Consider the following 23911-nt stretch of genomic DNA (forward strand, 5'->3'; position numbering starts at 1 on the left):
GTGCGCCCGGCTAGGTCCACATGCTGTGGACGGCGGCGGCCACCCGCCGGCCCTGCTCGCGGCCCGCGTGGGCCGCCGGTGACCGTACGGCGGGATCGAGCGGGTTGGGGCCCATGGCCGCGACGGCTCCCTCGTCCGGGCTGACGACCTCGACCGTGGAGCCTTCCTTGCGCAGCTGAGCCACCTCCTGTTCGAGCGACGTCCAGGGGGAGGCGGGCGCGCCCGGCGGCTGCGGCGACACCACCAGCACCCGCTCGAAACCGGCGGCCAGGTCCGCGTTGTCGCTGGACCGCACGCCGCCGTCGACATAGCGGCGGCCCTCGATGGTGACCGGCGGCCAGACCCCCGGCACGGCGCAACTGGCCGCCACCGCGTCCACCAGCTCCACCCCGGACGCCCGGTCGAACAGGCGCGTCTCTCCGGTCACCGCGTCGAGCGCGACCAGCACGAGCGGCCGCTGCGGCCAGCCGGTCTCCGGCAGGCGGGAGGCCACCGCCGCCCGCCGTTCCGGCTCGCCGAGCGTGGGGGCCTTCAGCGCCCAGGCGCCGATGCGGCGGTGCAGCTCGTCCCGGTCGTGGGCGCCGGCCAGGATCTCCTGGAGGCTGCCGGCGAAGGAGGCGGCGTCGAACACCGCGGGGATCTCCCTGGCCTGCAGCGCGGGGTCGACCTGCCGCTGGAACAGCTCCTCGACGGTCAACCCGCTGCGGGCCTGGGCGCCGACGGCCGACCCGGCGGAGGTGCCCACGATCAGGTCGGCGTCCCGTACGTCCACGCCTTCGTCGGCCAGCCCGGCCAGCACGCCGGTCGCCCACGCGATGCCGGCCACGCCGCCGCCCCCGAGCACCAGGGCCCGCCGACGGTCAGAAGCTTCAATTCGGTCCATGAGGATCATCATTCATCAATCAGGAACAAAGCGCGCGTCTCATCCGGGCCGTCCGTGTGTATGGTGAGTCAGTGGAACGTACTCATGATTTTGGGTACAACCCCGCCGTCGAGAGCCTGCGACTCATCGATCACGGGCTGCCGAGGTCCCTGCCCGGCAACCTGAGCGGACGCTTCCGCTTCACCCCTGCCTCCCTGTACGTCGGCGACCGGATCGCGGCGACCGCCTTCGCCCGCCTGGACGGCTTCGGCCTGTCCTGGGTGGACGTCTGGCTGCTGTCACTCCACCGCGGACGCTGGGCGTTGCGCGCCGGCGACAGCAGGTCGGCCGTGCGCAGCGACGACCTGCTGGCCCATCGGCAGGGGGTCTCGGTGCTCAAGGAGCACGCGCTGACCGACGAGAACGGGCGCTTCGACACCAACGCGGGCCGCTGGCTGCCCCGGCCGAAGCGGTGGGTGGCCTACGGGCTGCTGCGGCTGTCGGCCGAGGTGGAGACCGTCAGGCTGGGCGGGCGGGAGGTGCCGGTGCCGGGACACGGCCTGCAGGCGCTCGCCTGGCGGCTGCGGGCCGGCCCGGTGGTCGCCGACCTGCTCGACGACCTGGGCGAGACGATCGCCGCGGTGAGCCTGACCCCGTAGCCCCCGGGCGTTTCACGTCAGGCGGGGAGGAAGTCGGTCGCGTGGTCGTGGGCCCAGGTGCGGAACGTGCGCGCGGGCCGGCCGAGCAGCTCCTCGACCGTGCCGGTCACGCGTTCGGGGGTGTGCGTGAACGACTCCCACGCCCTGAGCCGGGCCTCCACGAACGCCGGATTCCCCCAGGCGGCCGTCAACTGCTCGCGGGCGACCTCCGGCGGCAGGTCCTCCCAGCGCACCTCGCGTCCGATCACCTCGCCGACGGTCCGCGCCAGCTCCTCCTGGGTGATCGACTCGGGGCCGGTGATCAGGTACTTGGCGCCGTCGTGGCCGGGGGTGGTGAGCACGTGGGCGGCGACGTCCGCGATGTCCCGCTCGTGGATCACCGATCTGGCGGCCTTGCCGTACGGGAGCCGTACCACGCCCTGCCGGATCTGGTCGGCCCAGGCCAGCGTGTTGGTGGCGAAGTCGATGGCCCGGACGAACGTCCACCGCGTCCCGGACGCCCTGATCAGCCGTTCGATCTCCTGGTGGTAGATCGTGGCCGGCTCGCCGTCCTCCAGGTCGGTCACGTCCGCCGACAGGTACGCGACCTGCCCGGCTCGCTCGGCCACCGTCGTCACCACCCGGGGATCGACGGGGATGCCGGGCCACATCAGGTACACACCGTCCACGCCGTGCAGAGCGGGCCCAAGGGAGTCGAAGTCCGCCAGATCCCCGCGTACGGGCTCGGCCCCCTCGGGGAGCACCGCCCTGGCCGGGTCGCGGACCAGCGCCCGCACCTCGTGCCCCGCCTCCGCCAGGGAGGAGACGACATGCCTGCCCACGTTGCCGGTCGCGCCGGTCACCAGAATTCTGCTCATGAGGGCAGCCTAGAACCTAGACCCCAGTCAAGGTCTATTCAAAGAACCGACTCACCCAGGTGATATGCCGCACATTCCGGGTAGCGGCGGTATTGGTGATCGCGCTTCAAGGGATGAGAAGGGCCCGGCCCCGGCCGGGCCCTTCTGCTTGTCCCAGGGCCTCACATGCGATTCACAAGCGGTCCTCAGACAAACCTCATGCACGTCCGGCATCGTTCCCGGCATGCACCCGACCGCCTCGACCGTCTCGCCCGGATCCGCGCGCGGCTCGTACGCCGTCCTCGTCGTGGACGAGCGTCCGCTCGGCGAGTCCCTCTCCCGCGCGATGCGCCGCTGGGACGTGCGAAGCCTGCGCGGCGGCGAGGCGGTCAAGGCGGTACGCGGCTTCCGTCCCCGCGCGATCGTCCTGGACGCCACGACCGGCGGACGGCTCCTGCCCCGCCTGCGGGCCGCGCTGCCCGGCGTGCCGGTGCTCTTCCTGACCCCGCCGGACTCCCCGCCCGACCGGGCGTCCTGGCTGCGCGCGGGCGCCGACGACTACGTGACGCGCCCGTTCAGCGTGGACGAGGTCGTGATCAGGCTGCACGGCCTGCTGCGCCGCTCGGCCGCCCCGCTGGCCGTCGGCGACCTCACCCTGGACCAGGAGACCCGCCAGGTACGGCGGTCCGGCGAGGAGATCCGGCTGACCCCGACCGAGTTCGAGCTGCTGCGGCTGCTCATGCGCCATCCGGGACGCGCCCTCAGCAAGGCCCAGATCCTCGACCGGGTGTGGGCCTACGACTTCGCCGGCCAGGGCAACATCGTCGAGCTGTACATCTCCTACCTGCGCCGGAAGATCGACGCGGACCGCCGTCCGATGATCCACACCCTGCGCGGCGTCGGCTACGTGCTCAGACCCGCCGCCTGACGGCCCGCTAGATCCCGTCTAGCAACCTTCTGGCGGCCGTCTCGCGCCTCCTGTGTGAGAGCCCGCAACGGGCCGAGGGAGGTGGACGATGGCGAGCGAAGAGCACACCGCCGGCGGGAGCGCCGTACCGCTCCGCCTCGCGGTGATCATCGGAAGCACCCGCGTCGGGCGGATGGGCGAGACGGTGGCGAAGTGGTTCGCCGGCCGTGCCCGTGACCGGCCCGACCTGGCGGTCAGCCTCGTCGACCTGGCCGACTACGCCTTCCCCGGCCATTACCCCGAGCAGAGCAGCCCCTCGATGCGCCGCTTCACCGCGGCCGTCGGCGAGGCCGACGCCTTCGCCGTCGTCACCCCCGAGTACAACCGCAGCTTCCCGGCCTCGCTCAAGCAGGCGATCGACTACGCCTACGACGAATGGCAGGCCAAGCCGGTCGGCTTCGTGGCCTACGGCTCGGGATCGTCCGGTCTGTACGCGGTCGAGCAGCTCCGTACCGTCTTCTCCGCCCTGCACGTCGTGACGGTGCGCGACTGGGTAGGTCTCGACCTGCTGGGGGACGACGTGGCCGGGAGCGGCGAACCGTACGACACCGACGACCGCGTACGCGCGGTCGCGGCCATGCTCGACCAGCTCACCTGGTGGGGACGGGCGTTGCGGGACGCCCGGCACGCCCAGCCGTACTGCTCATGAGAGGAACACCCATGCGAGACCTGGCGATACAGACCTCCGGCCTGGTCAAGGTCTTCGGCGACAACCGCGCCGTGGACGGCCTCGACCTGGAGGTGCCGGCCGGCACCGTCTACGGCGTGCTCGGCCCCAACGGCGCGGGCAAGACCACCGCCGTCCGCATGCTGGCCACCCTGCTCCGGCCGGACGGCGGCGAGGCCACCGTGTTCGGGCACGACGTGGTGCGCGAGGCCGACGCCGTGCGCAGCCGCGTCAGCCTGACCGGCCAGTACGCCTCCGTCGACGAGGACATGACCGGCGCCGAGAACCTGATCCTGCTCGGCCGCCTCCTCGGCCACCGCAAGCCGGCCGCCAGAGACCGGGCGGCGCAGCTCCTGGAGGCGTTCGGGCTGACGGAGGCCGCCGGGCGGCAGGTCAAGACGTACTCGGGCGGCATGCGGCGGCGCATCGACATCGCCGCCAGCATCCTCAACACGCCTGACCTGCTCTTCCTCGACGAGCCGACGACCGGCCTCGACCCGCGCAGCCGCAACCAGGTCTGGGACATCGTCCGCATCGTCGTCGCCCACGGCACCACCGTGCTGCTCACCACCCAGTACCTGGAGGAGGCCGACCGGCTGGCCGGCCGCATCGCGGTCATCGACCACGGCAGGGTCATCGCCGAGGGCACGCCGGGCGAGCTGAAGTCGTCGGTCGGCTCCGGCTCGGTGCACGTACGGCTGCGCGACCCCGGCACCCGTCCCGAAGCGGAACGGCTGCTGGCCCAGACCCTCGACGCGCCCGTCTACCTGGACGCCGACCCCGTGTCGCTCACCGCCCGCATCGCCGGGAACGGCCGCGAGGCCGCCGCCGCCGAGCAGGCCTCGCGCGCGCTCGGCCGCCTGGCCGAGGCCGGGATCGTCGTCGACGACTTCTCCCTCGGCCAGCCCAGCCTGGACGAGGTCTTCCTCGCCCTCACCGACCACCCCGCCACCGAGACCGCCACTGAGTCCGCCACTGAGTCCGCCACCGACCGGGAGGCCGCAGCATGACCGCCACCACCGAGACCGCCACGACCTACTCCCCCGCCGCCGACGTGCTCGGCACCGTGCTGGCCCCCGCGGCGAAGCCGCCGCGGCCGAGCGCCTGGTCGGCTTCGGTCACGTTCGGCTGGCGGGCCATCCTGAAGATCAAGCACGTGCCCGAGCAGCTCTTCGACGTGACCGCCTTCCCGCTCATGATGACGCTGATGTTCACGTACCTGTTCGGCGGCGCCCTGGCCGGCTCCCCGACGGACTACCTGCAGTTCCTGCTTCCGGGAATCATGGTCAGCAGCGTCGTGATGATCACCATGTACACCGGGGTCGAGGTCAACAAGGACATCGAGAAGGGGGTGTTCGACCGCTTCCGCACCCTGCCGATCTGGCGTCCCTCGACCATGGTGGGCTACCTCCTCGGCGACGTCCTGCGCTACACCATGGCCTCGACGGTCATCCTCGCGGTCGGCCTGGCCCTGGGGTTCCGTCCGCAGGGGGGCGTCACGGGCGTGCTGGCCGGGATCGTGCTGCTGCTCGGCTTCTCCTTCGCCTTCTCGTGGGTGTGGACGATGTTCGGCCTGCTCATGCGGAGCGAGAAGTCGGTGATGGGCGTGAGCATGCTCGTCCTGTTCCCCCTGACCTTCCTGAGCAACGTCTACGTCGACCCGGCCACGATGCCCGGCTGGCTGCAGATCTTCGTCAACGTCAACCCGATCACCCGCCTGGTGGCCGCCGTCCGCTCCCTGATGGCCGGCACCCCGGACATGGCCGAACTGGCCTGGGTCCTGATCGCGTCGGTCCTCCTCATCGCCGTCTTCGGCACCCTGACCATGCGCCTCTACAACCGCAAGTAGCCCCCACGATCGAAGAGCGGGCGCGAAGAAGGCATCCGATGCCCTTCGCGCCCGCTCTGCTGCCCGCGGGTCAGCAGAAGTGCGGGAGCCGGGCGGTGAACTCGGCGGTGGACAGGAGGACGTCGTGGCCGTCCTTCTCCGGCCCACGGTATTCCGTGACGATGACCTGTCCCGGGCGGACCCTCTTCTTGCTCCGGCTGGTGAAGACCACGTCGTACATGCGGAAGTTGCGCTTCGCGTCGTAGCCGGCCGCCATGTACGTCCGCTCCCGCCGGAAGTGCAGATCCCCCTCGGTCAACGACCATCCCGGCGAGACCTCCTCCAGGTCCAGGTACGCCAGGGAGCCGGACAGGGGCGGCGCCGTGAGGCCCGCCTGGTCCACGAGGCCCTCGTCGCTCCTGTGATAGACGACCACGCCGTCCGGCGGCCGTCCGCACCACGCCATCACCAAGGTCAGCCTGCCGTCGGCGTTGACCGTGAGCCGGTCAGGCCGCCGTGGCTCGGGGTGGACGGGAACGGGAGACAGCCGGTTGCGGCGGCGAGCGCGAGCAGGGCGAGAGCACCCCGCCCCGGTTCCCGATCTCGATGCGATTGCGAATGCGCGGCGATCTCCGAGAACCGGCCCAGGCCGTGGCGCGGCCGTCATCCTCGGTCACAGGCGCCAGGTGATGGGGGTGGTGGGCTGGTAGCGGCAGGTGGCGCCGGTGGAGATGGTGGCGCGGAGGTGGGTGGCGAGTTCGGGGTGGGTGTGGGTGAGTTTGCGGAGGGTGTCGCGGATTCTGGCGGTCACCGTCTTGCGGGCGCGTTCGGCTTCGTCGCCCAGGCGGCGGGAGCGGCCGCCCAGCCCGGCGGCCGTGCGGAGCTCCTCCAGCAGGGCCGCTCGTTCGCGGTCGTACTCGGCCGCCCGGTCGTCGTCGCCGCGTTCGGCCGCCCGGTCGATCTCGTCGTCGAGGACGGACAGGCGGCGGCGGTAGCCGGCCTTGGCCTCCTCGTCGAGCACCGCGTCGCCGCCCATCCCGCGGGCGGCCAGCACGAGGTCGCCGCCCTCCGGGGCGAGCAGGTGCACGGCGGGGATGTCGGCGCCGGGGTGGCCGAGCAGGTTGTGCAGGTCGCGCAGGCCCTTGGCGTCGGGCATGTGGGCCAGCCGCCCGGCGAACCCGAGGGTCCAGACCTCGCCGTCCTTCCGGAAGTCGCCCGCGGGCGGGCCGAGGCCCTCGTGCGGTTCGGGAGGCGCGGGACGGTCGTCGGCGACGGGCCGGGGGACGTCGGGCGCGGGCAGCGCCGGCAGGGTGTCGAGGACGTGGTGCATGCCGAGCTCGGCCGCCTCCCGACGGACCTCCTCCAGCAGGGGACGGGCCCGGCCCGGGTCGCCGCCGCCCAGGAGGGCTTCGGCCAGCCGGGCGCGGGCCAGGACCGACCACGGGCGGGCCCGCATACGGTCGGCCGACCGGTAGGCCCGGGTGAACCCCTCGGCCGCCTCCTCCCACCGCTCCTCGGCCAGGTCGAGCACGGCGATCCACAGGTCGTAGGGCCCGCTGATGTCCCACCCGTAGTAGGACACCGCCCACCGCCCCCGGTACGGCAGCAGCGCGGCCCGCGCCCCGGCGGCCAGCTCCCGGTCGCGGGTGGCGGCGGCCAGCTCAGCCTGGAAACGCAGCCACAGCGGTTCGGTCATGCGCCCGACCGCCGCGCCGGCCAGGTGGTGGCGCAGCGCGGTGCCGACGTCGCCGGCCTGCAGGGCGGTCAGCGCCTCCAGCAGGCCGCGGTCGGGATGGCGGCCGGCCCTGAGCCTGCGCAGGGCGTCTTCCTGCTCCTCCACCCTGCCCTGGAGCCAGAGCATCGCCCAGCGGTGGTGGTCGAGCATGACGTCGAAGTCGTGGCTCTTGTCGTCGAGGGAGAGCCCCGTCATCAGCGACTCGGCCTCGGCGAAGCGGCCCGCGAGCGCGGCGACGATGCTGGCGTCGACGGACGTGGTGACGTTGAGGTGGGCGTCGTCGGTGCTGCGGCCCTTGGCCGCGTAGTCGTGGAACTGGGCGAGGTAGCGGGGGTCGCCCTCCTCGATCATGGCGACCCAGCGCAGGGCGCCGGCGTAGTGTTCGAGCTCCCGGTCGGAGGTGCGCCAGGCGACGGCGAGCAGCTCGTCGGTCAGGGCCACGCGCTCGCCCGCCGTGCCGGGGCCCCAGATGATGTCGTGGTGGGCCCACAGGCTGAAGGCCAGGACGTCGTCGTCGCCTCCCTGGCGGGCCTGGGCGGCGAGGTGGAAGACCAGGTCGAGGGCCAGGCGGTCGTCGGGGACCGGCTCTCCTACGAGGCCGGCGTGGGCCCGGCGCAGCCGGTCGAGCGAGGCGTCGTGGCCGTAGTGGGAGCGGAAGACCAGCGCGACGCGGGCGGTCAGCTCGGGGTCGCCGAGGCCGGCGGCCAGGGCGCCGGCCTCCTCGAACAGGGCGCGGGCCTCGTCGCGCTCGCCGCGGTGGTGCAGCTCTCTGCCGAGGTCGAGGCAGCTCAGCACGCGCCGGCGCGGCCCGGCGGCGGCGCTCACCTCGTGGGCGCGGCGCAGGTGGCCGAGCTCCTCCTCACCGGCGAGCCGGCTGCGGGCGGCGCGGGCGGCGGCCTTGAGGAGGTCGATCGCCCGCTCGGGGTCGAGGCGGTCGCCCGCCAGGTAGGCGTGCCTGGCCAGGTCGCTCGGCAACATCCGGCGGGCCAGGTCGGGGGTGCCGTCGAGGGCGCGGACGATCGCCGCGTGCAGGTCGCGGACGTTGGCGACGGCGTCGTAGAGGGTCTCGCGGACCAGGTCGTGGGCGAAGGCGAACCGGCCGCCGCCCTTGGTCACCATCAGCTTGGCGATCACGGCCAGGTCGAGGAGGCGGTCGACATGTGCGACGGGGGCGGCCACGGCGGCGGCCAGCACCTGGCGGTGGAACTCGCGCCCGAGCACGGCCGCGGCGGGCAGCAGCTCCGACACCGGACGCGGCAGCAAGGACAGGCGGCGCAGCAACGCGTCGCGGACGCCCGGCGCGACGGCGGTGGCCGAACCGCCGCTGCGCCACAGCCTGGCGGTCTGCTCGACGAAGAACGGATTTCCGCCCGTGCGCACGTGGACCTCGGCCACCAGGTCGGCGGGCGGGTCGTGACCGGCGGTGCGGGCCATGAGCGCGCCCACCCCGGCCTGGTCGAGGCCGGTGAGCGTGATGGAGGTGGCCTTGGCGACGAGCGGGGACAGCAGGTCGCGCAGCGGGTGGTCGACCGGCTCGACCTCGGCGTCGCGGTAGGTGCCGATGAGGAGCAGGCGCTCGAACCAGGTCTGCCGGGCGGCGAACTCCAGGAGCCTGAGCGAGGCGGGGTCGGCCGCGTGGAGGTCGTCGATGACGATCACGAGCGGATGGTGCTGCGAGAGCGCCACCAGGGCGGTGGTGACCGCGTCGTAGATCTGGAACGCGGAGGCGGGGTCGGTGTCGGCGGTGACGTCGATGTGCGGCTGGGCGAGCGCCGCCGCCTCGCCGAGGAGGGCGGCCAGGCTGCCCCCGGCCGCCTGCTCGGCCTCGGCCCACTCCTGGGGGGCGGCCGCGCGGCGCAGGGCGCGGATGACCTGGACCCAGGGCCAGTAGCCGGGGGCGCTGCCGGAGTCCCAGCAGGCGCCGCCGACCACGAGGGCGCCCCTGCGCCTGGCCTCGGCGGCGGCGCTGGTGACGAGCGTGGTCTTGCCGATGCCGGCCTCGCCGGTGACGAGGACCAGGCCGCCGTGGCTGTCGATCACCCGCGAGACCTCGGCACGCAGCAGCGCGGCGGGGTGGTCCCTGCCGATCAGCTCGTGTGGCCTGGCTTCGGTTGGCATGACACCCGCACGTTATCCGCCGCCACCGACAAAATCGCGTGGACGCCGCTACCAGGCGACCTCCAGCGCGGTCAGGCCGTACACGACGTTGAAGGAGCGGAACTCCGGCGTGGCCTCGGTCGGGCGCAGGCCGGGGAAGCGCTCGAAGAGCGCGGGGAAGGCGATCTTCATCTCCATGCGGGCGAGCGGCGCGCCCAGGCAGTGGTGGACGCCGTGGCCGAAGGCGACGTGGCCGGGGGCGCCGCGGGTGATGTCGAGGGTGTCGGGGTCGGCGATGAAGGCGGGGTCGCGGTTGGCGGCGGGCAGCGAGCACAGGATCATCTCGCCCGCGCCGATGGTCCGGCCGCCCAGCTCGACCTCCCTGGACGTGAACTTGATCGTGCCGGAGTGGACGATGCTGAGCCAGCGCAGCAGTTCCTCGACCGTCGCGTCGATGCGCTCGGGCTCCTTGCGCAGCAGGGCGAGCTGGCCGGGGTTGCGCAGCAGGGCGAGCGTGCCGAGCGAGAGCATGTTGGAGGTCGTCTCGTGCCCGGCGAGCAGCAGCAGGTTGCCGATGCCGACGAGCTCGCTGGTGGTCAGGTCGTCGCCGTGCTCGCGGATGAGCATGCCGAGCAGGTCCTCGCCGGGGTCGGTGCGCATGCGGGTGACCAGGTCGCGCATGTACGCCCGCGACTCGAAGTTCGCCGCCACCCGCTCCTCGACCGGCAGCGACAGGTCCAGCATGCGCCCGGAGCGCCGCTGGAAGTCGGCCCGGTCCTCGTACGGGACGCCGAGCAGCTCGCAGATCACCAGGGACGGGATCGGCAGCGCGAACGACGACACCAGGTCGGCCGGGGAGCCTGTGGCCTCCATGGCGTCGAGGTGCTCGTTCACGATGTCCCTGATGCGGGGTTCCAGCCGCTTCATCCGGCGGATCGTGAACTCGGGCGTCAACATCCTGCGCAGCCGGGTGTGCTCGGGCGGGTCCTGGCCGAGCAGGTTGCCCGCGCGCAGTTCGGCGAGCTGTTCCTCGCTCAGCTCGGGCGCTCCCGGCATGCGGGCGGCGCCCTGCCTGGCGAGCTTGAACCGTTCGGCGTCGCCGAGGACCTCGCGGACGTCGGCGTACCGGGTCACCACCCACGCCTCCAGGCCGAGGAGGGCGTCGATGCGCTTGATCCGTTCCTGGTCGCGCACCTCGCCCAGCTCGGGGGCCGGATCGAACTCCACCCGCCGCATGTGCAGCGGCACCGCCGAGGACTCAGTCATGCAACGACCGTAACAAGTCCGGCGGCCGTCCTCTAGATCGTTTCCGTTCGGTGATCCGGCCGGCGGTTTCGGCCCGAGCTTGACGTGGGACGCGCGGCGCTTGGAGTATGCCGCTGATCACCGTGACGAATGGGAGCTAGTGTGCGCCAGACCGACATACCGGTACTGATCGCCGGAGGCGGGCCCGTAGGACTGGCGACGGCCGTGGAGCTGGCCCATCACGGGGTGCGCAGCATGGTCGTCGAACCGCGCGAGAGCGTGTCGTGGCTGCGTCCGCGCGCCAAGACCACGTCGGCGCGGTCGATGGAGCTGCTGCGCAGGTGGGGGCTGGCCGGGACGTTGCGCGCCCGTTCGCCGCTCGCGGTCTCCTGGTCGGACGAGGCGGTGTTCACGACCGGCCTGCTCGGCCGCGAGATCACCAGGATCGGCGGCTGCTTCGGACTCGACCTGGCCGGCTCCGACCTGGCCGCCGAACCGGGCCAGCAGGTCGCGCAGCCGATCGTCGAGGAGGTGCTGCGCGAGGCCGCCGGTGACGCGCTGCTCACCGGCTGGCGGTTGACCGGCCTGCGCGAGGACGCCGACGGCGTCACCGCCGACCTGGCCTCCGCCGACGGCGACACCCGTCAGGTACGCGCCGCGTACGTCGTCGGCTGCGACGGCGCCCGCAGCGTGACACGCGCCGCCATCGGCGCCCGCTACGAGGGCAGGCAGGACGCCAGGCCCAACTTCAACGTCGTCTTCCGCGCGCCCGGCCTGGCCGACCTGGTCCCCCATGGCCCCGCCGTGCACTACTGGGTGCTGAACCCGGCCCAGCCCGGCATGCTAGGCCGGCTCGACCTGGAGGACCTGTGGTGGTGCATCGCCCAGGGCGTCCCGGCCGAGGGCACCGACCCCGTACGCCTGGTGCGCAACCTGGTCGGGGCCGACGTCGAGGTCGAGATCCTGGCCACCGACCCGTGGACCGCGCGCATGCTGCTGGCCGACCGGTACGCCGGCGACCGGGTGTTCCTGGCGGGCGACGCCGCGCACCAGAACCCGCCCTACGGCGGCCACGGCTTCAACACCGGCATCGGGGACGCGGTCAACCTCGGCTGGAAGCTGGCCGCCGTACTGAACGGATGGGCGCCCGCCACCCTGCTGACCAGCTACGAGGCCGAACGGCGGCCGATCGCGGCAGACACGATCGAGTCCGCCGCCGCCAACATGGCCACGCTCGCGCCCGAACTGGCCGATCCCGCGCTGATGGGCTCGGAGGCGGAGTTCGCGCGGGTGCGCCCGGCCGTCGCGGAGGCGGTGCGGCGGACCAAGGACAACGAGTTCCACAGCCTGGACCTGGTGCTCGGGTACACGTACGCGGGGTCGCCGGTGGTGGCGGACGGGTGCGGCGAGCGGCTGCCGCACCGGTGGCTCGCTCCCGGCGAGTCGCTCTACGACCGGCTCGGGCCCGGGTTCAGCCTGGTGGGCGACCTGTCGTCGCCGGAGGCGAAGGTGCTGGTGGAGCGGGCGGCCGAGCTGGGCGTGCCGCTGCGGGAGGTGGACCTGCCAGACGCGGCGGGCACGCTCGCGCTCGTACGTCCCGACCAGCACGTGGCCTGGCGCCCGTCGTCCGGCCGGGACGCGGCCCACGCCCTGGACCTGGCGATCGGGCGTACGGGGTGAGCCGGTCTAGGGTGGGCGCATGCGTGTAGTGGTGATCGGGGCGAGCGGGCACATCGGCACCTACCTGGTCCCGCGGCTGGTGGACGCGGGGCACGACGTGGTCGCGGTCAGCCGGGGCAGGCGGGGGCCGTACACGCCGCACGGCGCGTGGGAGCGGGTCGCCACCGTGGTCGCCGACCGGGAGAGCGAAGAGGCCGAGGGCGCGTTCGGACGGCGGATCGCCGAACTGGAGGCCGACGTCGTCATCGACCTCATCTGCTTCACCGAGGCGAGCGCCCGGCACCTGGCCGGCGCGCTGGCCGGGCGGGTCCGGCAGTTCCTGCACTGCGGCACGATCTGGGTGCACGGCCCGAGCACCCGCGTCCCGACGACCGAAGACCGCCCGAAGCGTCCCATCGGCGAGTACGGCCGGCAGAAGGCCGCCATCGAGGCGTACCTGCTCGACCTGGCCGCGCGGGAGGGATTCCCGGCCACGGTCGTCCATCCCGGGCACATCACCGGCCCTGGCTGGATCCCGGTCAACCCGGCCGGCAACCTCGACCCGGCCGTGTTCCAGGCGCTGGCCGACGGCGCGGAGGTGCGGCTGCCCAACCTGGGCATGGAGACCGTGCAGCACGTCCACGCCGACGACGTCGCCCGGCTGTTCGTGGACGCGCTGAACAACCCGGCCGCCGCCAGGGGCGAGAGCTTCCACTCGGTGGCCGTGACCGCGCTGACGCTGCGCGGCTACGCCGAGGCGGTGGCGGGCTGGTTCGGCAGGGAGGCGCGGCTGTCGTACCTGCCGTGGGAGCAGTGGCGGGAGACCGTGCCGGAGCGGGACGCCCGCGTCACCCACGACCACATCGCGCACAGCCCCCACTGCAGCATGGAGAAGGCCGGACGCCTGCTCGGCCACCGTCCCCGTCACACGTCGCTGGAGGCGGTCGCGGAGGCGGTCGACTGGCTGGTGGCGGCGGGCACCCTCACCCGCTGACCCCCACCTGACCAGCGAGCGCACCGGACCCACGCACTAGAGTCACCCGCCATGACACCTTGGGAGATGGCCGCGGTCTTCGCGGCCGGCATCGGAGCAGGGGGCATCAACGCCGTCGTCGGTTCCGGGTCGCTGATCACGTTCCCGACGCTGCTGGCCGTCGGCCTGCCGCCGATCACCGCCAACGTCTCGAACAACATCGGCCTGGTGCCCGGCGGCGTGACCGGCGTCCTCGGCTACCGCACCGAGCTCCAGGGTCAGCGCGGCCGGCTGCTCCGTCTGGCCTCGGCCTCCGCGCTGGGTTCGCTGATCGGCGGGCTGCTGCTGCTCAACCTGCCCGAGCGCACGTTCACGGGTGTCGTCACGGTGCTGATCGGGCTGTCCTGCGTGCTGGTCCTGGCCCAGCCCAGGATCAGCCGGATGCTGGCCAGCCGTCCGCGGCAGGCGCACGGCGGGCCCTGGTTGTGGCTGGGCGTGCTGGCCGCCGGGGCGTACGGCGGCTACTTCGGGGCGGCGCAGGGCGTGCTGCTCATCGGCCTGCTCGGCATCTTCCTCGACGAGGAGCTCCAGCGCGTCAACGCCGCCAAGAACGTGCTCTCGCTCGTGGTCAACGCCACGGCCGCCGTCCTCTACACGCTGGTCGCCGACGTCGACTGGTGGGCCGTGCTGCTGGTGGCGCTCGGCTCGACGGTCGGCGGGTTCCTCGGCGCGCGGGTGGGACGCAGGCTGCCCGCGCCGGTGCTGCGCGGCGCGGTCGTCTGCATCGGGGTCGTGGCGATCGTCAAGCTCCTGACCGCCTAGCCGGCGTAGCGGAGTCAGCCCGCCATCCCCACGAAGAACGCCACCGGGACCAGCGCGAGGGTGAGGGCGAGCGCCCACCAGCGGGGCGCGGGGCCCGTCCGCAGCACCGCGACGCCCATGGGCACGAGCGCGACGGCGAGCCCGGCCAGGGCGGCCAGCGCGATCGGGTCGCTGCTGCCCTTGAGCACGCCGAGCGGCAGCCCGGCCGCCGGCGCCAGCGCGACGCATCTGGCCACGCCGACCGGCCCGGCCCCGAAGGCCCTGGTACGGAACGCGCCGACGGCCAGCACGAGCCAGCCGCCCATGATGCAGACGTTGACCGCCTTGAACACGTGGAAGGCCCCGTAGGTGCCGGCGACGACCCGCTGGGCCGCGTCCGGGCCGAGCGCGTCCACCAGCTGGAAGGCCAGATGGCTCACCCCTGCGTGGAACACCCTGCCGAACAGCCCCAGCACCGCCAGCGTCACGCCCCACCTGGCCAGGGCCGGGTGGGCGGCGCCGATCACCCGGCCGAGCGCGGTCACCGCGGGCCACAGCAGCACGGCGCCCGCGGCGTACAGGCTGTAGGAGAGCACCATGCGGCCCGGGTCGGCGGCGTAGGCGGCGAGCTGGCCGGGGAAGAAGTCGTCGGCGCCGAGCCGGAGCAGGACCCCGGCGAGGAGCAGCGCCGGGCCGAGCACCAGCCCGGTCCCCTCCGCCCAGCGCCCGGGGACCGTGATGTGCGTGATCGTCATGACCACCATCCAAGTGACGGACGCGTCCGGGCACATTGGCGCGGCCGCGAGAACCCGTACTCCACCTGGCGCTACTCCGGCATGAAAGTTTCAGACGTTCTCGCAGGTCAGGACGGCTGATGGGCGTCCTCGCATTGACGGGCCCGAACGCGGCGGCCCAGCATGACGCCGCGTTCCCCTCCTGGAAAGGGCACCCCCATGCAGACCTCGAAGGCGGCACTGACCGCCCTGGCCACGGTGGTGGCCGGAGCGGCTGTCGCCGTCGCGCTGACCACCACCCCGGCGGGCGCGGCGACCGGCACAGGGACCGGCTACCTGCACACCAGCGGCAACAAGATCCTCGACAGCACCGGGGCGACCGTCCGGCTGACCGGGATCAACTGGTTCGGCATGGAGACCGACAACAAGACCTTCCACGGCCTGTGGTCGAGCAACCCCTGGAAGAGCCAGATCGACAAGATGGCCTCGCTGGGTTACAACACGCTGCGGGTGCCGTACTCGAACGACGCGCTCAAGCCGGGGGCCGTCGCCACCGGGATCAACGACTACGTCAACCCCGACCTGGTCGGCCTGTCCCCCATGCAGATCCTGGACAAGGTCGTGGACTACGCGGGCGTCAAGGGCATGCGGATCATCCTCGACCGCCACCGCCCGACCGCGGCCGGTCAGTCTCCGCTCTGGTACGTCAGCGCCACGCCCGAGAGCACCTGGATCAACGACTGGAAGACCCTGGCCCAGCACTACGCGAACAACCCCACGGTCATCGGCGCCGACCTGCACAACGAGCCGCACGCCGAGGGCACCAACCCCGCCGCGACCGGCGCCTGCTGGGGCTGCGGCGACCAGGCCCGCGACTGGCGCCTGGCGGCCGAACGGGCGGGCAACGCGGTCCTGGGCGTCAACCCCAACTGGCTGATCTTCGTCGAGGGCGTGAGCTGCCCGAGCGGCGGCCTGTCGAACGTCTGGGACAACGACCCCAGCAACGACGAGGACTGCGGCTGGTGGGGCGGCAACCTGTCGAAGGCCGGCCAGTACCCGGTACGGCTCAACGTGGCGAACCGCCTGGTCTACTCCCCGCACGAGTACGCGACCTCGGTCTACCACCAGACCTGGTTCGACGCCCCCGACTACCCCGCCAACATGCCCGCCATCTGGGACAAGTACTGGGGCTACCTGTACAGGCAGAACATCGCGCCGATCATGATGGGCGAGTTCGGCACCACGCTGGCCTCGAACGTCGACAAGGTCTGGCTCCAGGAGCTCATGAAGTACACCGGGACCGGGGTGAACGGCATGTCGTTCACGTACTGGTCGTGGAACCCGAACTCAGGCGACACCGGCGGCATCGCCAATGACGACTGGACCACGATCAACCAGGCCAAGCAGGACATCCTGCAGCCGTACCTGATCCCGCCGGCCGGGGGCGGAAGCAACCCGACCACGTCGCCGACGGTGAACCCGCCGGGCCAGTGCACGGTCGCCTACAAGCAGACCAACGCCTGGCAGGGCGGCTTCCAGGGCGAGGTGACGGTGAAGAACACCGGCACGTCCCCGATCGGCAACTGGACCGCGACCTGGACGCTGCCCTCGGGGGTCACCCTGAACAACGCCTGGAACGCGGTGGTGACGGTGTCGGGCACGACCTGGACCGCCAAGGGGCCCGACTGGGCGAGGAACCTGGCGCCGGGGGCGTCGGTGGCGATCGGCTTCACCGCCGACGGCCCGGCGGCCACCCCCGCGAACACCACCTGCTCCTGACCTCCCGCCGACCTCCCGCCCGCGTTCCCGCCCGGGGGCGCGGGCGGTCGCTTTCCCCCGGAAGGGGGCGGCTCGGTCAGGTGAAGGGCCGGGACATCTCGTCGAGCATCTCGGCCATGACCTGCCGCAACGAGCGCGACTGGCGCTCGTCCACCCACAGGTGCGACCCGAGACGCAGAGCCGTGAGGAACCCGGCCGCCACGACCCGGGGACGCACCGGGCTCTCCCGCTCGGAGATCACCTCGGCCAGGTCGCGCTCCAGCGCCGCGTGGTTGGCGAGCTGCCGGGCCAGCAGCGACGGGTGCTGCTTGGCCAGGCGGGCGCGTACGGCCCACTCCCGCGCCGGCTCGCCCACCTCGTCGAACACGTCGTCGATCGCGCCGCACAGCGCCTGCCAGGCGGTCCGGCCGGCCGGCTGGGCGCGCACCTTCTCGACCAGGTCGCGGATGCGCTGCTCCTCACCGTAGAGGACGGCGTCCTCCTTGCCGGTGAAGTAGTTGGAGAACGTGCGGCGCGAGATGTTGGCGGCGTCGGCGATGGTCTCGACGGTGACGGCGTCGAGGCCGTGCTCGCCGACCAGCCGCATGGCCGCCTCGTGCACGGCCTGCCGCGTCTCGGCCTTCTTGCGCTCGCGCAGCCCGCCGGTGCTGTCCATGATGCGCCAAGCCTACCGTTCGGGAATATATGCTCAGCGGGCAAACTTTCCCATTGGGCATTGTTTTAACCTAGAGGAGGCCGCGCGTGAGCGCACCGACCGTCCCGGCCGCGCCGCCGGGTCAGATGAGCCATCGGCAGATCATGGAGGCCCTGAGCGGGCTGCTGCTCGTCCTGTTCGTGGCGATGATCAGCGGCACGATCGTGTCGGTCGCGCTGCCGCAGATCATCGGCGCGCTGAACGGCACGCAGTCGCAGTACACGTGGGTGATCACCGCGTCGCTGCTGGCGTCCACGGCCTCCACCCCGATCTGGGGCAAGCTGGCCGACCTGTTCAGCAAGAAGCTCCTGTTGCAGATCTCCATCGTGATCTTCATGGTCAGCTCGGTGGCCTGCGGCTTCGCCCAGGACACCGCCCAGCTCATCGCCTTCCGCGCCCTCCAGGGCCTGGGCATGGGCGCGTTGCAGGTCCTGGTCCAGGTGATCATCGCGGCGATGATCAGCCCGAAGGACCGGGGCAAGTACAACGGCTACCTCGGCGGCGTCATGGCCGTCGCGACCGTGGCCGGGCCGCTGCTCGGCGGCCTGATCGCGGACACCTCCTGGCTCGGCTGGCGCTGGTGCTTCTTCGTCGCGGCGCCGTTCACCGTGATCGCCTTCTTCCTGCTGCAGAAGACCCTGCGGGTGACCCACGTGCGCCGCGGGGGCGTCAAGGTCGACTACGTCGGCGCCACGCTGATCGCGCTCGGCGTCAGCGTGCTGCTCATCTGGGTGACCTTCGTCGGCAACTCCTTCGACTGGCTGTCCTGGCAGACCGCCGCGATGGTGCTCGGCGGCGTCGCCGTCCTGGCGATCGCGACCTGGGTGGAGACCGCGGTCAAGGAGCCGGTCGTGCCGCTGCACGTCATCCGCCGCCGTACCCCGGCGCTGGCCATCCTGGCGAGCCTCGCGGTGGGCATGGCGATGTTCGGCGGCTCGGTCTTCCTCGGCCAGTACTTCCAGATCGGCCGCGGCTACAGCCCGACCGAGGCGGGCCTGCTGACGATCCCGATGATGCTCGGCGTGCTGCTGTCCTCGGCGATCTCCGGGCGCATGGTGTCGAGGAGCGGGAACGTCAAGCCGTACATCGTGACCGGGTCGATCGTGCTGACCGTCGGGTTCCTGGTGTTGTCCCTGATGGACCACGAGACCTCGCTCGTGCTCATCGCCGGCGCGATGGTGCTGGTCGGCGCGGGCGTCGGCATGTCGATGCAGAACCTCGTCCTCGCGATCCAGAACACCGTGCCGCTGCGGGAACTGGGCGCGGCCAGCGGGGCCGTGACGTTCTTCCGCTCGCTGGGCGGCACGGTGGGCGTGTCGGTGCTCGGCGCGGTGCTGGCCAACCGGGTCGCGACGGGCATCGCCGAAGGGCTGGCCAAGGCGGGCATCGACCCGGCCAAGGCGGCCGCGGGCGGCAAGAGCACGCTGAACATCGCGGCGCTGCCGGAGCCGTTCAAGGGCATCGTCCGGGCCGCGTACGGGGACGCCACCGGGCACATCTTCCTGATCTCGGCGGGCATCGCCGTGGTCGGCGTGATCGCCACCCTGTTCCTCAAGCCGACCAAGCTCCGCGACAGCGTGGACCTGGCCGAACCCGCCCCGGCGAGCGACGGCAAGACCCCCGTCGCCCCCTGAGGCGCCGCCCGCGCGGGTCAGGGCGGTGGAGGGCGCCGGGACCACCGGCGCCACCAAGGGCATGTCATTTGACCGGAAAACAGAGGGTTGACCCGCGATGACCTGTGATGGATAACAGTATTCCGACAGGGGGAGTAAACCTGCACTGTTACGGAGACCCCGATGACAAGCCTGGCTTCTCCTGGGTTGATCGGGCGTGACGTTCAGTTACGCTCACTCACCGACGCCATCACCGGCCCTCCGGCCGTCATCCTCGTGCAGGGTGAGGCGGGCATCGGAAAGACCCGGCTGGTCCGAGCCGCGCTCGACCAGTTGCCCGACGGCGAACGCACCGTCCTGATCGGCCATTGCCACCAGATCCGCGAGCCGTTCCCGTACGGCCCGGTGTTCGACGCCCTGCGGCACGTCGCGGGGGCGCTGCCGGAGACCGGCACGCTCAACCCGGTCACCGGCGCCCTGCGCGGATACCTGCCGGAACTGGCCGGGCATCTGCCGCCGGCGCCGTCCCCGCCGCCCCTGGACGACCCCCGCGCCGAGCGCCACCGCCTGTTCCGCGCGGTGCACGCGCTGCTGGCCGCGGCGGGCCCAGCGGTGCTGGTGATCGAGGATCTCCACTGGGCCGACGACGGCACCCGTGACCTGCTGCGCTTCCTCACCGACCAGCCGCCGGCGGGGCTCGCGCTGGTGGTGACGTTCCGCCGGGAGGGGCTGCCGGTGCCGGGGCTGCCGTTCGGGCGCGCGTACCGGCGTCCGCCGGGGGTGCGCAGCGAGGTGATCTCGCTGTCGCCGCTCGACGTCGAAGGGGTGCGCAGCCTGACCGGGGCGTTGCTCGGCCGTTCGACGCTGACCTCCGAGTTCGTCACGAAGCTGCACGACCGCACGGCGGGGGTGCCGTTCGTGATCGAGGAGGTGGTGCGCTCGTTGCTCGACGACGAGGGCCAGTTACTCGGCGGCGAGGAGGAGCCTGAGGTCCTGGAGCGCATGGCCGTCCCGCTGCTGCTGCGCGAGGCGATGGCCGAACAGCTCACCGGGCTCTCACCGGCCGCGCTGCACGCCGTGCACGCCGCCGCCGTGCTCGGGCTGCCCGCCGACGAGCAGCTCATCGCCGCCGTCTCCGGCCACCCGCTGGGCGACGGGCTGAGCCAGGCGCTGAAGGCCGGCGTCCTGCTCGAACAGCACGACGGCCAGTACGGCTTCCGCCACGCCCTCGCCCAGCAGGCCGTCTACGACGCGATCCCCGGCCCCGACCGGCGGCTCACCCACCAGCGGGCGGTGAGCGCGCTGTCGGCCCTCGCCCCGCCGCCGCTCGTCCAGCTCGCCTACCACGCCAGGCGCGCGGGCGACTTCGAGTCCTGGCAGCGGCACGGCCCGGCGGCGGCCGACCACGCCGCCGCCATGGGCGACATCCCGCTCGCCGTCGAGGTGCTGGCCGGCATGCTGGCCGACCCGAAGCTCCCGCACGACGCCCGCGGCCCGCTCGCGCTGCGGCTCAGCAGGGTGGCCGCGATCGGGCTGTCCTACCGGCGGGTGGTGCGCTCGCTGCGCCACCTGCTGGCCGAGGACTTCCTGTCCCGGCACGTACGCGGCGAGGCCCGGCTCAACCTGGGCGTGCTGCTGTCCAACCAGGCCGGCGTGGTCGCCGCGGGCCGCCAGGAGATCCTGCTCGCCCTCCCCGACCTGCACGACCGGCCGAGCCTGGCCGCGCGCGGACTGGCGCTGCTGGCGATGCCCGCCTGGGGCGACGAGCCGCTGGCCGCCCACGAGGAGTGGATGAACCAGGCGGAGAAGCTGCTGGCCACCGTCGAGGACCAGGATCCCGAGCTGACCGCCGCCGTGCACGCCAACAAGATCAGCCTGGCCATGATGCTGGGCTCGGCGGACGCCTTCGACCTGGCCGCGACGCTGCCCGCGAACGACCCGTCGACGGCGGTGCGCAGGCAGGTCGCCCGCGGCTACGCCAACCTGTTCGACGCGGCCATCGCGCTCGGCCACTACGCGACGGCCGAGCGCTTCGCCGACCAGAGCAGGCGCATCGCCGAGGAGACGGGCGCGCAGTACCCGGTGTTCCTGGTGGAGATGTCCTCGATCCGGCTCGCCCTGCTGACCGGCCGCTGGGAGGGCCTGCGGGAGCGGGCGGTCGCGGCGGTCGAGATGACGGCCGAGGCGCCGCTGCTGGCCGTGGACGCCCGGCTGGCGCTGGGCGTGCTGGCCCTGGCCAGGGGCGAGTGGGAGGAGGCCGCCGAGCACCTGATGGCGACGGGGGTCAACGACCTGGAGTCGGGGTTCCTGCCGGTCGCCGCCGTGGCCTCGGGCGGCCTGATCGAGCTGCACCTGACCCGCGACTGCCCGCACGAGGCGCTGGCCGAGGCCGAACGGGGGGTGGCCAGGCTGCGGCGCAAGGGCATGTGGGTGTGGGGCGACCAGCTCGTGCCGCCGGCCGTGGCCGCGCTGCTGAAGGCCGGACGGGCGGAGGAGGCGGAGGAGCTGGTGGCCGAGTTCGCGGCGGGCATCGAGGGCCGGGACGCCCCCTCCGCGCACGCCGGCCTCGACGCGGCGACCGGCTCGCTGGCCCTGGACCGGGGCGCGTACGAGGAGGCGGCCCGGTGTTTCGCCAGGGCGCGGGCGGCGTACGAGGCGATGCCCAGGCCGTACAGCGTGGCCAGGACGGCCGAGTCCGAGGCGGCGGCCCGGCTGGCGACGGGCGACCGGGCCCGCGCCGCGGACCTGATCGCGGACGCCTGCGAACGGTACGCCGGCCTCGGCGCGACCCACGACGCCGCCCGCTGCCGCCACCTGCTGCGCGAGATCGGGCCGGGCAGCGCGCCGCGCAGGGGCAGGAAGGGCCGCAGCGGGGTGTTGTCGCCCCGCGAGGCCGAGGTGGCCCGGCTGGTCGCGCTGGGCCGGACGAACAGGGAGATCGCCGAGGTGCTGTTCCTGTCGCGGCGGACGGTGGACACGCACGTCGCGCGGGTGCTGCAGAAGCTCGGCGTGCGCACCCGCAACGACGTGAAGGAGCCCCGGCCGGATGACCGGCCGGGGCCCCCTGCCCCTGAGTCCGACGGTTAGACCGTGATGCTCCAGGAGTCCAGGAAACCGGTGTCACCGAGGTAGACGTCCTCGATGTCGAGGGTCCAGGTGCCGGCCGCCTGCTGGCTGACCGGGACCGAGAAGGTCCTGGTGCCGTACTGCGTGCAGGTGGTGCCGCCGTAGGCGTCGACCACGTACCAGGTGCCGTTCGGGCCGCGGAGCCAGATGTCGAGGTCCTCGGCGCAGGTGTGGCTGATCGTGATGGACACCTTGACCGGGGAGGCCGCGGTGCCCGACGCCGTGGACGTGATCGAGCTCTGGGTGTTGGCGTAGTCGCTGATCTGGTAGTCGGTGTCGTTGGTGAACGTCCGGCCGCCCGAGGTGCCCTGGACGGTCAGCGTGTAGGTCGTGGTGTGGTTGATCGTCTCGCCCGTGCCGGTCACGGTGATCGGGTAGGCGCCCGCCGGGGTGGTGGGCGAGGTCGCGATCGACAGGCTGGACGAGCCGCCCGACGTGATGCTGGCCGGGTTGAACGAGGCCGTGGCGCCGGTCGGCAGGCCGCTCGCGGACAGGTTCACCGTCTGGGCGGTCCCGTTCGTGGTGGTCGAGCCGATCGTCGTGGTGGCGGTGGAGCCGGCCTGCACCGTGCCCGAGCCAGGGTTGGCGGAGAGCGAGAAGTCACGCGGCTGGGTGGTGCCGCCGACCGCCTGCTTCCAGATGGCGTACGCCGCGGCGTCGGCCGCCCGGTCGAGAACGGTGTCGTTGATGTTGGAGGTGGTGTCGCAGGAGGAGTGGTAGCAGGAGTCGTAGGCCCTGTTGGCCGTGCCGCCCCACTTGGTCGCCTGCGCCGAGGTCTTGATGGCGCTCGCGCCCGCCGCCACGCCCGAGCTGGCGATGCCGGCGTTGCGGAAGGAGGCGTCGTCGGAGCGGTTGGCGCCCTCGGTGTTCTCCTCCGGCTGCAGGTTCAGCTTGTCGTAGAACTCCTTCAGGTAGGACGCGCCCGTGGTGGTGATGTTGTTGATGAAGTAACCACCGTTGGGCGAGCCGACCATGTCGTAGTTGTAGTAGACCTTGATCTTCGAGCGGTCGGCCGAGCTCAGCGAGGCGACGTACGCCTCGGAGCCGTTGAGGCCCTGCTCCTCGTCGGTCCACCAGCCGAACCGCACGTGCTTGGTGAGCGTGGGGTTCTTCTGGGCCAGGGTCAGCGCGACCTCAAGCAGGGTGGACGAGCCGGAGCCGTTGTCGTTGATGCCCGGTCCCGCGGACACGCTGTCCAGGTGGGCGCCGGACATGATGACCTGGTTGGCGTCGCCGCCGGGCCAGTCGGCGATCAGGTTCGGGCCCGCGCCGCTGGTGCAGTAGGAGACGCTGCAGGTCTGGCGGGTCACGGTGTACCCGGCCGCCTGGAGCTTCTGCTCGACGTAGGAGACCGACTGGAGGTAGCCCTGGCCGGTGGACCTGCGGTTGCCGCCGTTCGCGGTGGCGATGCTCTGGAGCTGCGCCAGGTGCGTCTTGATGTTGGTGACACTGACGTCAGGCGGGTCCTGGCCGCCGGGGCCGCCGCCGCCGACCGTCAGGGTGTACGTCGCGGTGTGCGTGGTCGAGCCGGTGCCCGTGATGGTGATCGGGTAGGTGCCCTGCGCGGTGGACGCGCCGACCGACAGCGTCAGCGTCGAGGAGTTGCCGGAGGTCACCGACGCCGGGTTGAAGCTGG

General features: G+C 72.5%; 19 protein-coding genes. 11 read left to right on the forward strand and 8 right to left on the reverse strand.

The annotated features are described in order from the left end of the window. Positions 1-10: 10 nt before the first annotated feature. A complete protein-coding gene (locus AB0J97_RS41040) occupies positions 11-883 on the reverse strand; it encodes a patatin-like phospholipase family protein (protein WP_364099597.1) in 873 nt (290 codons plus the stop codon). 71 nt (positions 884-954) lie between these two features. Here AB0J97_RS41040 and AB0J97_RS41045 point away from each other — a divergent pair, with 71 nt between their 5' ends. After that, positions 955-1521 (forward strand): hypothetical protein, encoded by a 567-nt coding sequence (locus tag AB0J97_RS41045; protein WP_364099600.1) that lies wholly within the window; start codon positions 955-957, stop codon positions 1519-1521. A 17-nt stretch (positions 1522-1538) separates the two neighbouring features. On the opposite strand, the gene AB0J97_RS41050 is transcribed toward AB0J97_RS41045, so the two are convergent. Beyond that, positions 1539-2378 (reverse strand): NmrA family NAD(P)-binding protein, encoded by an 840-nt coding sequence (locus tag AB0J97_RS41050; protein WP_364099603.1) that lies wholly within the window; start codon positions 2376-2378, stop codon positions 1539-1541. A gap of 223 nt (positions 2379-2601) precedes the next feature. Between AB0J97_RS41050 and AB0J97_RS41055 the strand changes: the two genes are divergently transcribed. The 4 genes from AB0J97_RS41055 to AB0J97_RS41070 all read left to right on the forward strand — a co-directional run bounded on the left by AB0J97_RS41055 (position 2602) and on the right by AB0J97_RS41070 (position 5840). Continuing rightward, positions 2602-3285: a response regulator transcription factor gene (locus AB0J97_RS41055; protein WP_364099606.1), complete on the forward strand. Its 684-nt coding sequence runs from the start codon at positions 2602-2604 to the stop codon at positions 3283-3285. An 88-nt stretch (positions 3286-3373) separates the two neighbouring features. Further along, entirely contained in the window at positions 3374-3973 is a 600-nt protein-coding gene (locus AB0J97_RS41060; protein WP_364099609.1) for an NAD(P)H-dependent oxidoreductase, read from the forward strand. An 11-nt stretch (positions 3974-3984) separates the two neighbouring features. Next, positions 3985-5001, forward strand: coding sequence for an ATP-binding cassette domain-containing protein (locus tag AB0J97_RS41065; RefSeq protein ID WP_364099612.1), 1017 nt, complete (start codon positions 3985-3987; stop codon positions 4999-5001). Beyond that, complete coding sequence (locus AB0J97_RS41070) at positions 4998-5840, forward strand: ABC transporter permease (protein ID WP_364099615.1); 843 nt, start codon at positions 4998-5000, stop codon at positions 5838-5840. The genes AB0J97_RS41065 and AB0J97_RS41070 overlap by 4 nt, the downstream gene beginning before the upstream one ends. Positions 5841-5910: 70 nt before the next feature. On the opposite strand, the gene AB0J97_RS41075 is transcribed toward AB0J97_RS41070, so the two are convergent. The 3 genes from AB0J97_RS41075 to AB0J97_RS41085 all read right to left on the reverse strand — a co-directional run bounded on the left by AB0J97_RS41075 (position 5911) and on the right by AB0J97_RS41085 (position 10917). After that, positions 5911-6288 carry a hypothetical protein gene (locus AB0J97_RS41075; protein WP_364099618.1) on the reverse strand — a complete coding sequence of 126 codons (378 nt, stop codon included), beginning with the start codon at positions 6286-6288 and terminating at the stop codon, positions 5911-5913. 204 nt (positions 6289-6492) lie between these two features. Continuing rightward, positions 6493-9672 carry an AAA family ATPase gene (locus AB0J97_RS41080; RefSeq protein WP_364099621.1) on the reverse strand — a complete coding sequence of 1060 codons (3180 nt, stop codon included), beginning with the start codon at positions 9670-9672 and terminating at the stop codon, positions 6493-6495. A 48-nt stretch (positions 9673-9720) separates the two neighbouring features. Then, the gene (locus AB0J97_RS41085; RefSeq protein WP_357706874.1) at positions 9721-10917 is read right to left on the reverse strand and encodes a cytochrome P450; all 1197 of its coding nucleotides are present in this window, start codon (positions 10915-10917) and stop codon (positions 9721-9723) included. A 141-nt stretch (positions 10918-11058) separates the two neighbouring features. Here AB0J97_RS41085 and AB0J97_RS41090 point away from each other — a divergent pair, with 141 nt between their 5' ends. The 3 genes from AB0J97_RS41090 to AB0J97_RS41100 are packed head-to-tail and all read left to right on the forward strand — an operon-like array spanning position 11059 to position 14350. Next, the gene (locus AB0J97_RS41090) at positions 11059-12576 is read left to right on the forward strand and encodes an FAD-dependent monooxygenase (RefSeq protein ID WP_364099625.1); all 1518 of its coding nucleotides are present in this window, start codon (positions 11059-11061) and stop codon (positions 12574-12576) included. Positions 12577-12595: 19 nt separating this feature from the next. Continuing rightward, positions 12596-13549 carry an NAD(P)-dependent oxidoreductase gene (locus tag AB0J97_RS41095; protein WP_364099628.1) on the forward strand — a complete coding sequence of 318 codons (954 nt, stop codon included), beginning with the start codon at positions 12596-12598 and terminating at the stop codon, positions 13547-13549. A gap of 51 nt (positions 13550-13600) precedes the next feature. Beyond that, the gene (locus AB0J97_RS41100) at positions 13601-14350 is read left to right on the forward strand and encodes a sulfite exporter TauE/SafE family protein (RefSeq protein ID WP_357706877.1); all 750 of its coding nucleotides are present in this window, start codon (positions 13601-13603) and stop codon (positions 14348-14350) included. Between the two features lie 14 nt (positions 14351-14364). Here the strand turns inward: AB0J97_RS41100 and AB0J97_RS41105 are convergent, their stop codons facing one another. Continuing rightward, positions 14365-15084, reverse strand: a complete 720-nt coding sequence (locus tag AB0J97_RS41105) for a hypothetical protein (protein ID WP_364099632.1) — start codon at positions 15082-15084, stop codon at positions 14365-14367. Between the two features lie 198 nt (positions 15085-15282). Here AB0J97_RS41105 and AB0J97_RS41110 point away from each other — a divergent pair, with 198 nt between their 5' ends. Further along, a complete protein-coding gene (locus AB0J97_RS41110; protein WP_364099635.1) occupies positions 15283-16842 on the forward strand; it encodes a cellulase family glycosylhydrolase in 1560 nt (519 codons plus the stop codon). Between the two features lie 76 nt (positions 16843-16918). Here AB0J97_RS41110 and AB0J97_RS41115 read toward each other — a convergent pair whose 3' ends face one another. Beyond that, a complete protein-coding gene (locus tag AB0J97_RS41115) occupies positions 16919-17497 on the reverse strand; it encodes a TetR family transcriptional regulator (protein WP_364099638.1) in 579 nt (192 codons plus the stop codon). A gap of 143 nt (positions 17498-17640) precedes the next feature. On the opposite strand from AB0J97_RS41115, the gene AB0J97_RS41120 reads away from it, so the two are divergent. Together AB0J97_RS41120 and AB0J97_RS41125 are read left to right on the forward strand one after the other, a co-directional pair. Beyond that, the gene (locus AB0J97_RS41120) at positions 17641-19170 is read left to right on the forward strand and encodes an MDR family MFS transporter (RefSeq protein ID WP_364099650.1); all 1530 of its coding nucleotides are present in this window, start codon (positions 17641-17643) and stop codon (positions 19168-19170) included. 162 nt (positions 19171-19332) lie between these two features. Further along, complete coding sequence (locus AB0J97_RS41125; RefSeq protein WP_364099641.1) at positions 19333-22236, forward strand: AAA family ATPase; 2904 nt, start codon at positions 19333-19335, stop codon at positions 22234-22236. On the opposite strand, the gene AB0J97_RS41130 is transcribed toward AB0J97_RS41125, so the two are convergent. Beyond that, positions 22233-23911 (reverse strand): M28 family peptidase (locus tag AB0J97_RS41130; protein WP_364099644.1); only part of this gene is annotated, 1679 nt, incomplete at its 5' end. The two genes, AB0J97_RS41125 and AB0J97_RS41130, sit on opposite strands and share 4 nt — an antisense overlap.

It is taken from the genome of Nonomuraea sp. NPDC049607 (assembly GCF_040675375.1).
GTDB lineage: Bacteria > Actinomycetota > Actinomycetes > Streptosporangiales > Streptosporangiaceae > Nonomuraea.

What these genes read in the sequence shown, in the direction of transcription:
- AB0J97_RS41100 (WP_357706877.1), top strand. Translation starts at nt 13,601, where the DNA reads ATGACACCTTGGGAGATGGCCGCGGTCTTCGCGGCCGGCATCGGAGCA.
- AB0J97_RS41040 (WP_364099597.1), bottom strand. Translation starts at nt 883, where the DNA reads ATGGACCGAATTGAAGCTTCTGACCGTCGGCGGGCCCTGGTGCTCGGG.
- AB0J97_RS41060 (WP_364099609.1), top strand. Translation starts at nt 3,374, where the DNA reads ATGGCGAGCGAAGAGCACACCGCCGGCGGGAGCGCCGTACCGCTCCGC.
- AB0J97_RS41085 (WP_357706874.1), bottom strand. Translation starts at nt 10,917, where the DNA reads ATGACTGAGTCCTCGGCGGTGCCGCTGCACATGCGGCGGGTGGAGTTC.
- AB0J97_RS41055 (WP_364099606.1), top strand. Translation starts at nt 2,602, where the DNA reads ATGCACCCGACCGCCTCGACCGTCTCGCCCGGATCCGCGCGCGGCTCG.
- AB0J97_RS41110 (WP_364099635.1), top strand. Translation starts at nt 15,283, where the DNA reads ATGCAGACCTCGAAGGCGGCACTGACCGCCCTGGCCACGGTGGTGGCC.
- AB0J97_RS41125 (WP_364099641.1), top strand. Translation starts at nt 19,333, where the DNA reads ATGACAAGCCTGGCTTCTCCTGGGTTGATCGGGCGTGACGTTCAGTTA.
- AB0J97_RS41050 (WP_364099603.1), bottom strand. Translation starts at nt 2,378, where the DNA reads ATGAGCAGAATTCTGGTGACCGGCGCGACCGGCAACGTGGGCAGGCAT.
- AB0J97_RS41080 (WP_364099621.1), bottom strand. Translation starts at nt 9,672, where the DNA reads ATGCCAACCGAAGCCAGGCCACACGAGCTGATCGGCAGGGACCACCCC.
- AB0J97_RS41095 (WP_364099628.1), top strand. Translation starts at nt 12,596, where the DNA reads ATGCGTGTAGTGGTGATCGGGGCGAGCGGGCACATCGGCACCTACCTG.
- AB0J97_RS41070 (WP_364099615.1), top strand. Translation starts at nt 4,998, where the DNA reads ATGACCGCCACCACCGAGACCGCCACGACCTACTCCCCCGCCGCCGAC.
- AB0J97_RS41105 (WP_364099632.1), bottom strand. Translation starts at nt 15,084, where the DNA reads ATGACGATCACGCACATCACGGTCCCCGGGCGCTGGGCGGAGGGGACC.
- AB0J97_RS41115 (WP_364099638.1), bottom strand. Translation starts at nt 17,497, where the DNA reads ATGGACAGCACCGGCGGGCTGCGCGAGCGCAAGAAGGCCGAGACGCGG.
- AB0J97_RS41065 (WP_364099612.1), top strand. Translation starts at nt 3,985, where the DNA reads ATGCGAGACCTGGCGATACAGACCTCCGGCCTGGTCAAGGTCTTCGGC.
- AB0J97_RS41120 (WP_364099650.1), top strand. Translation starts at nt 17,641, where the DNA reads ATGGAGGCCCTGAGCGGGCTGCTGCTCGTCCTGTTCGTGGCGATGATC.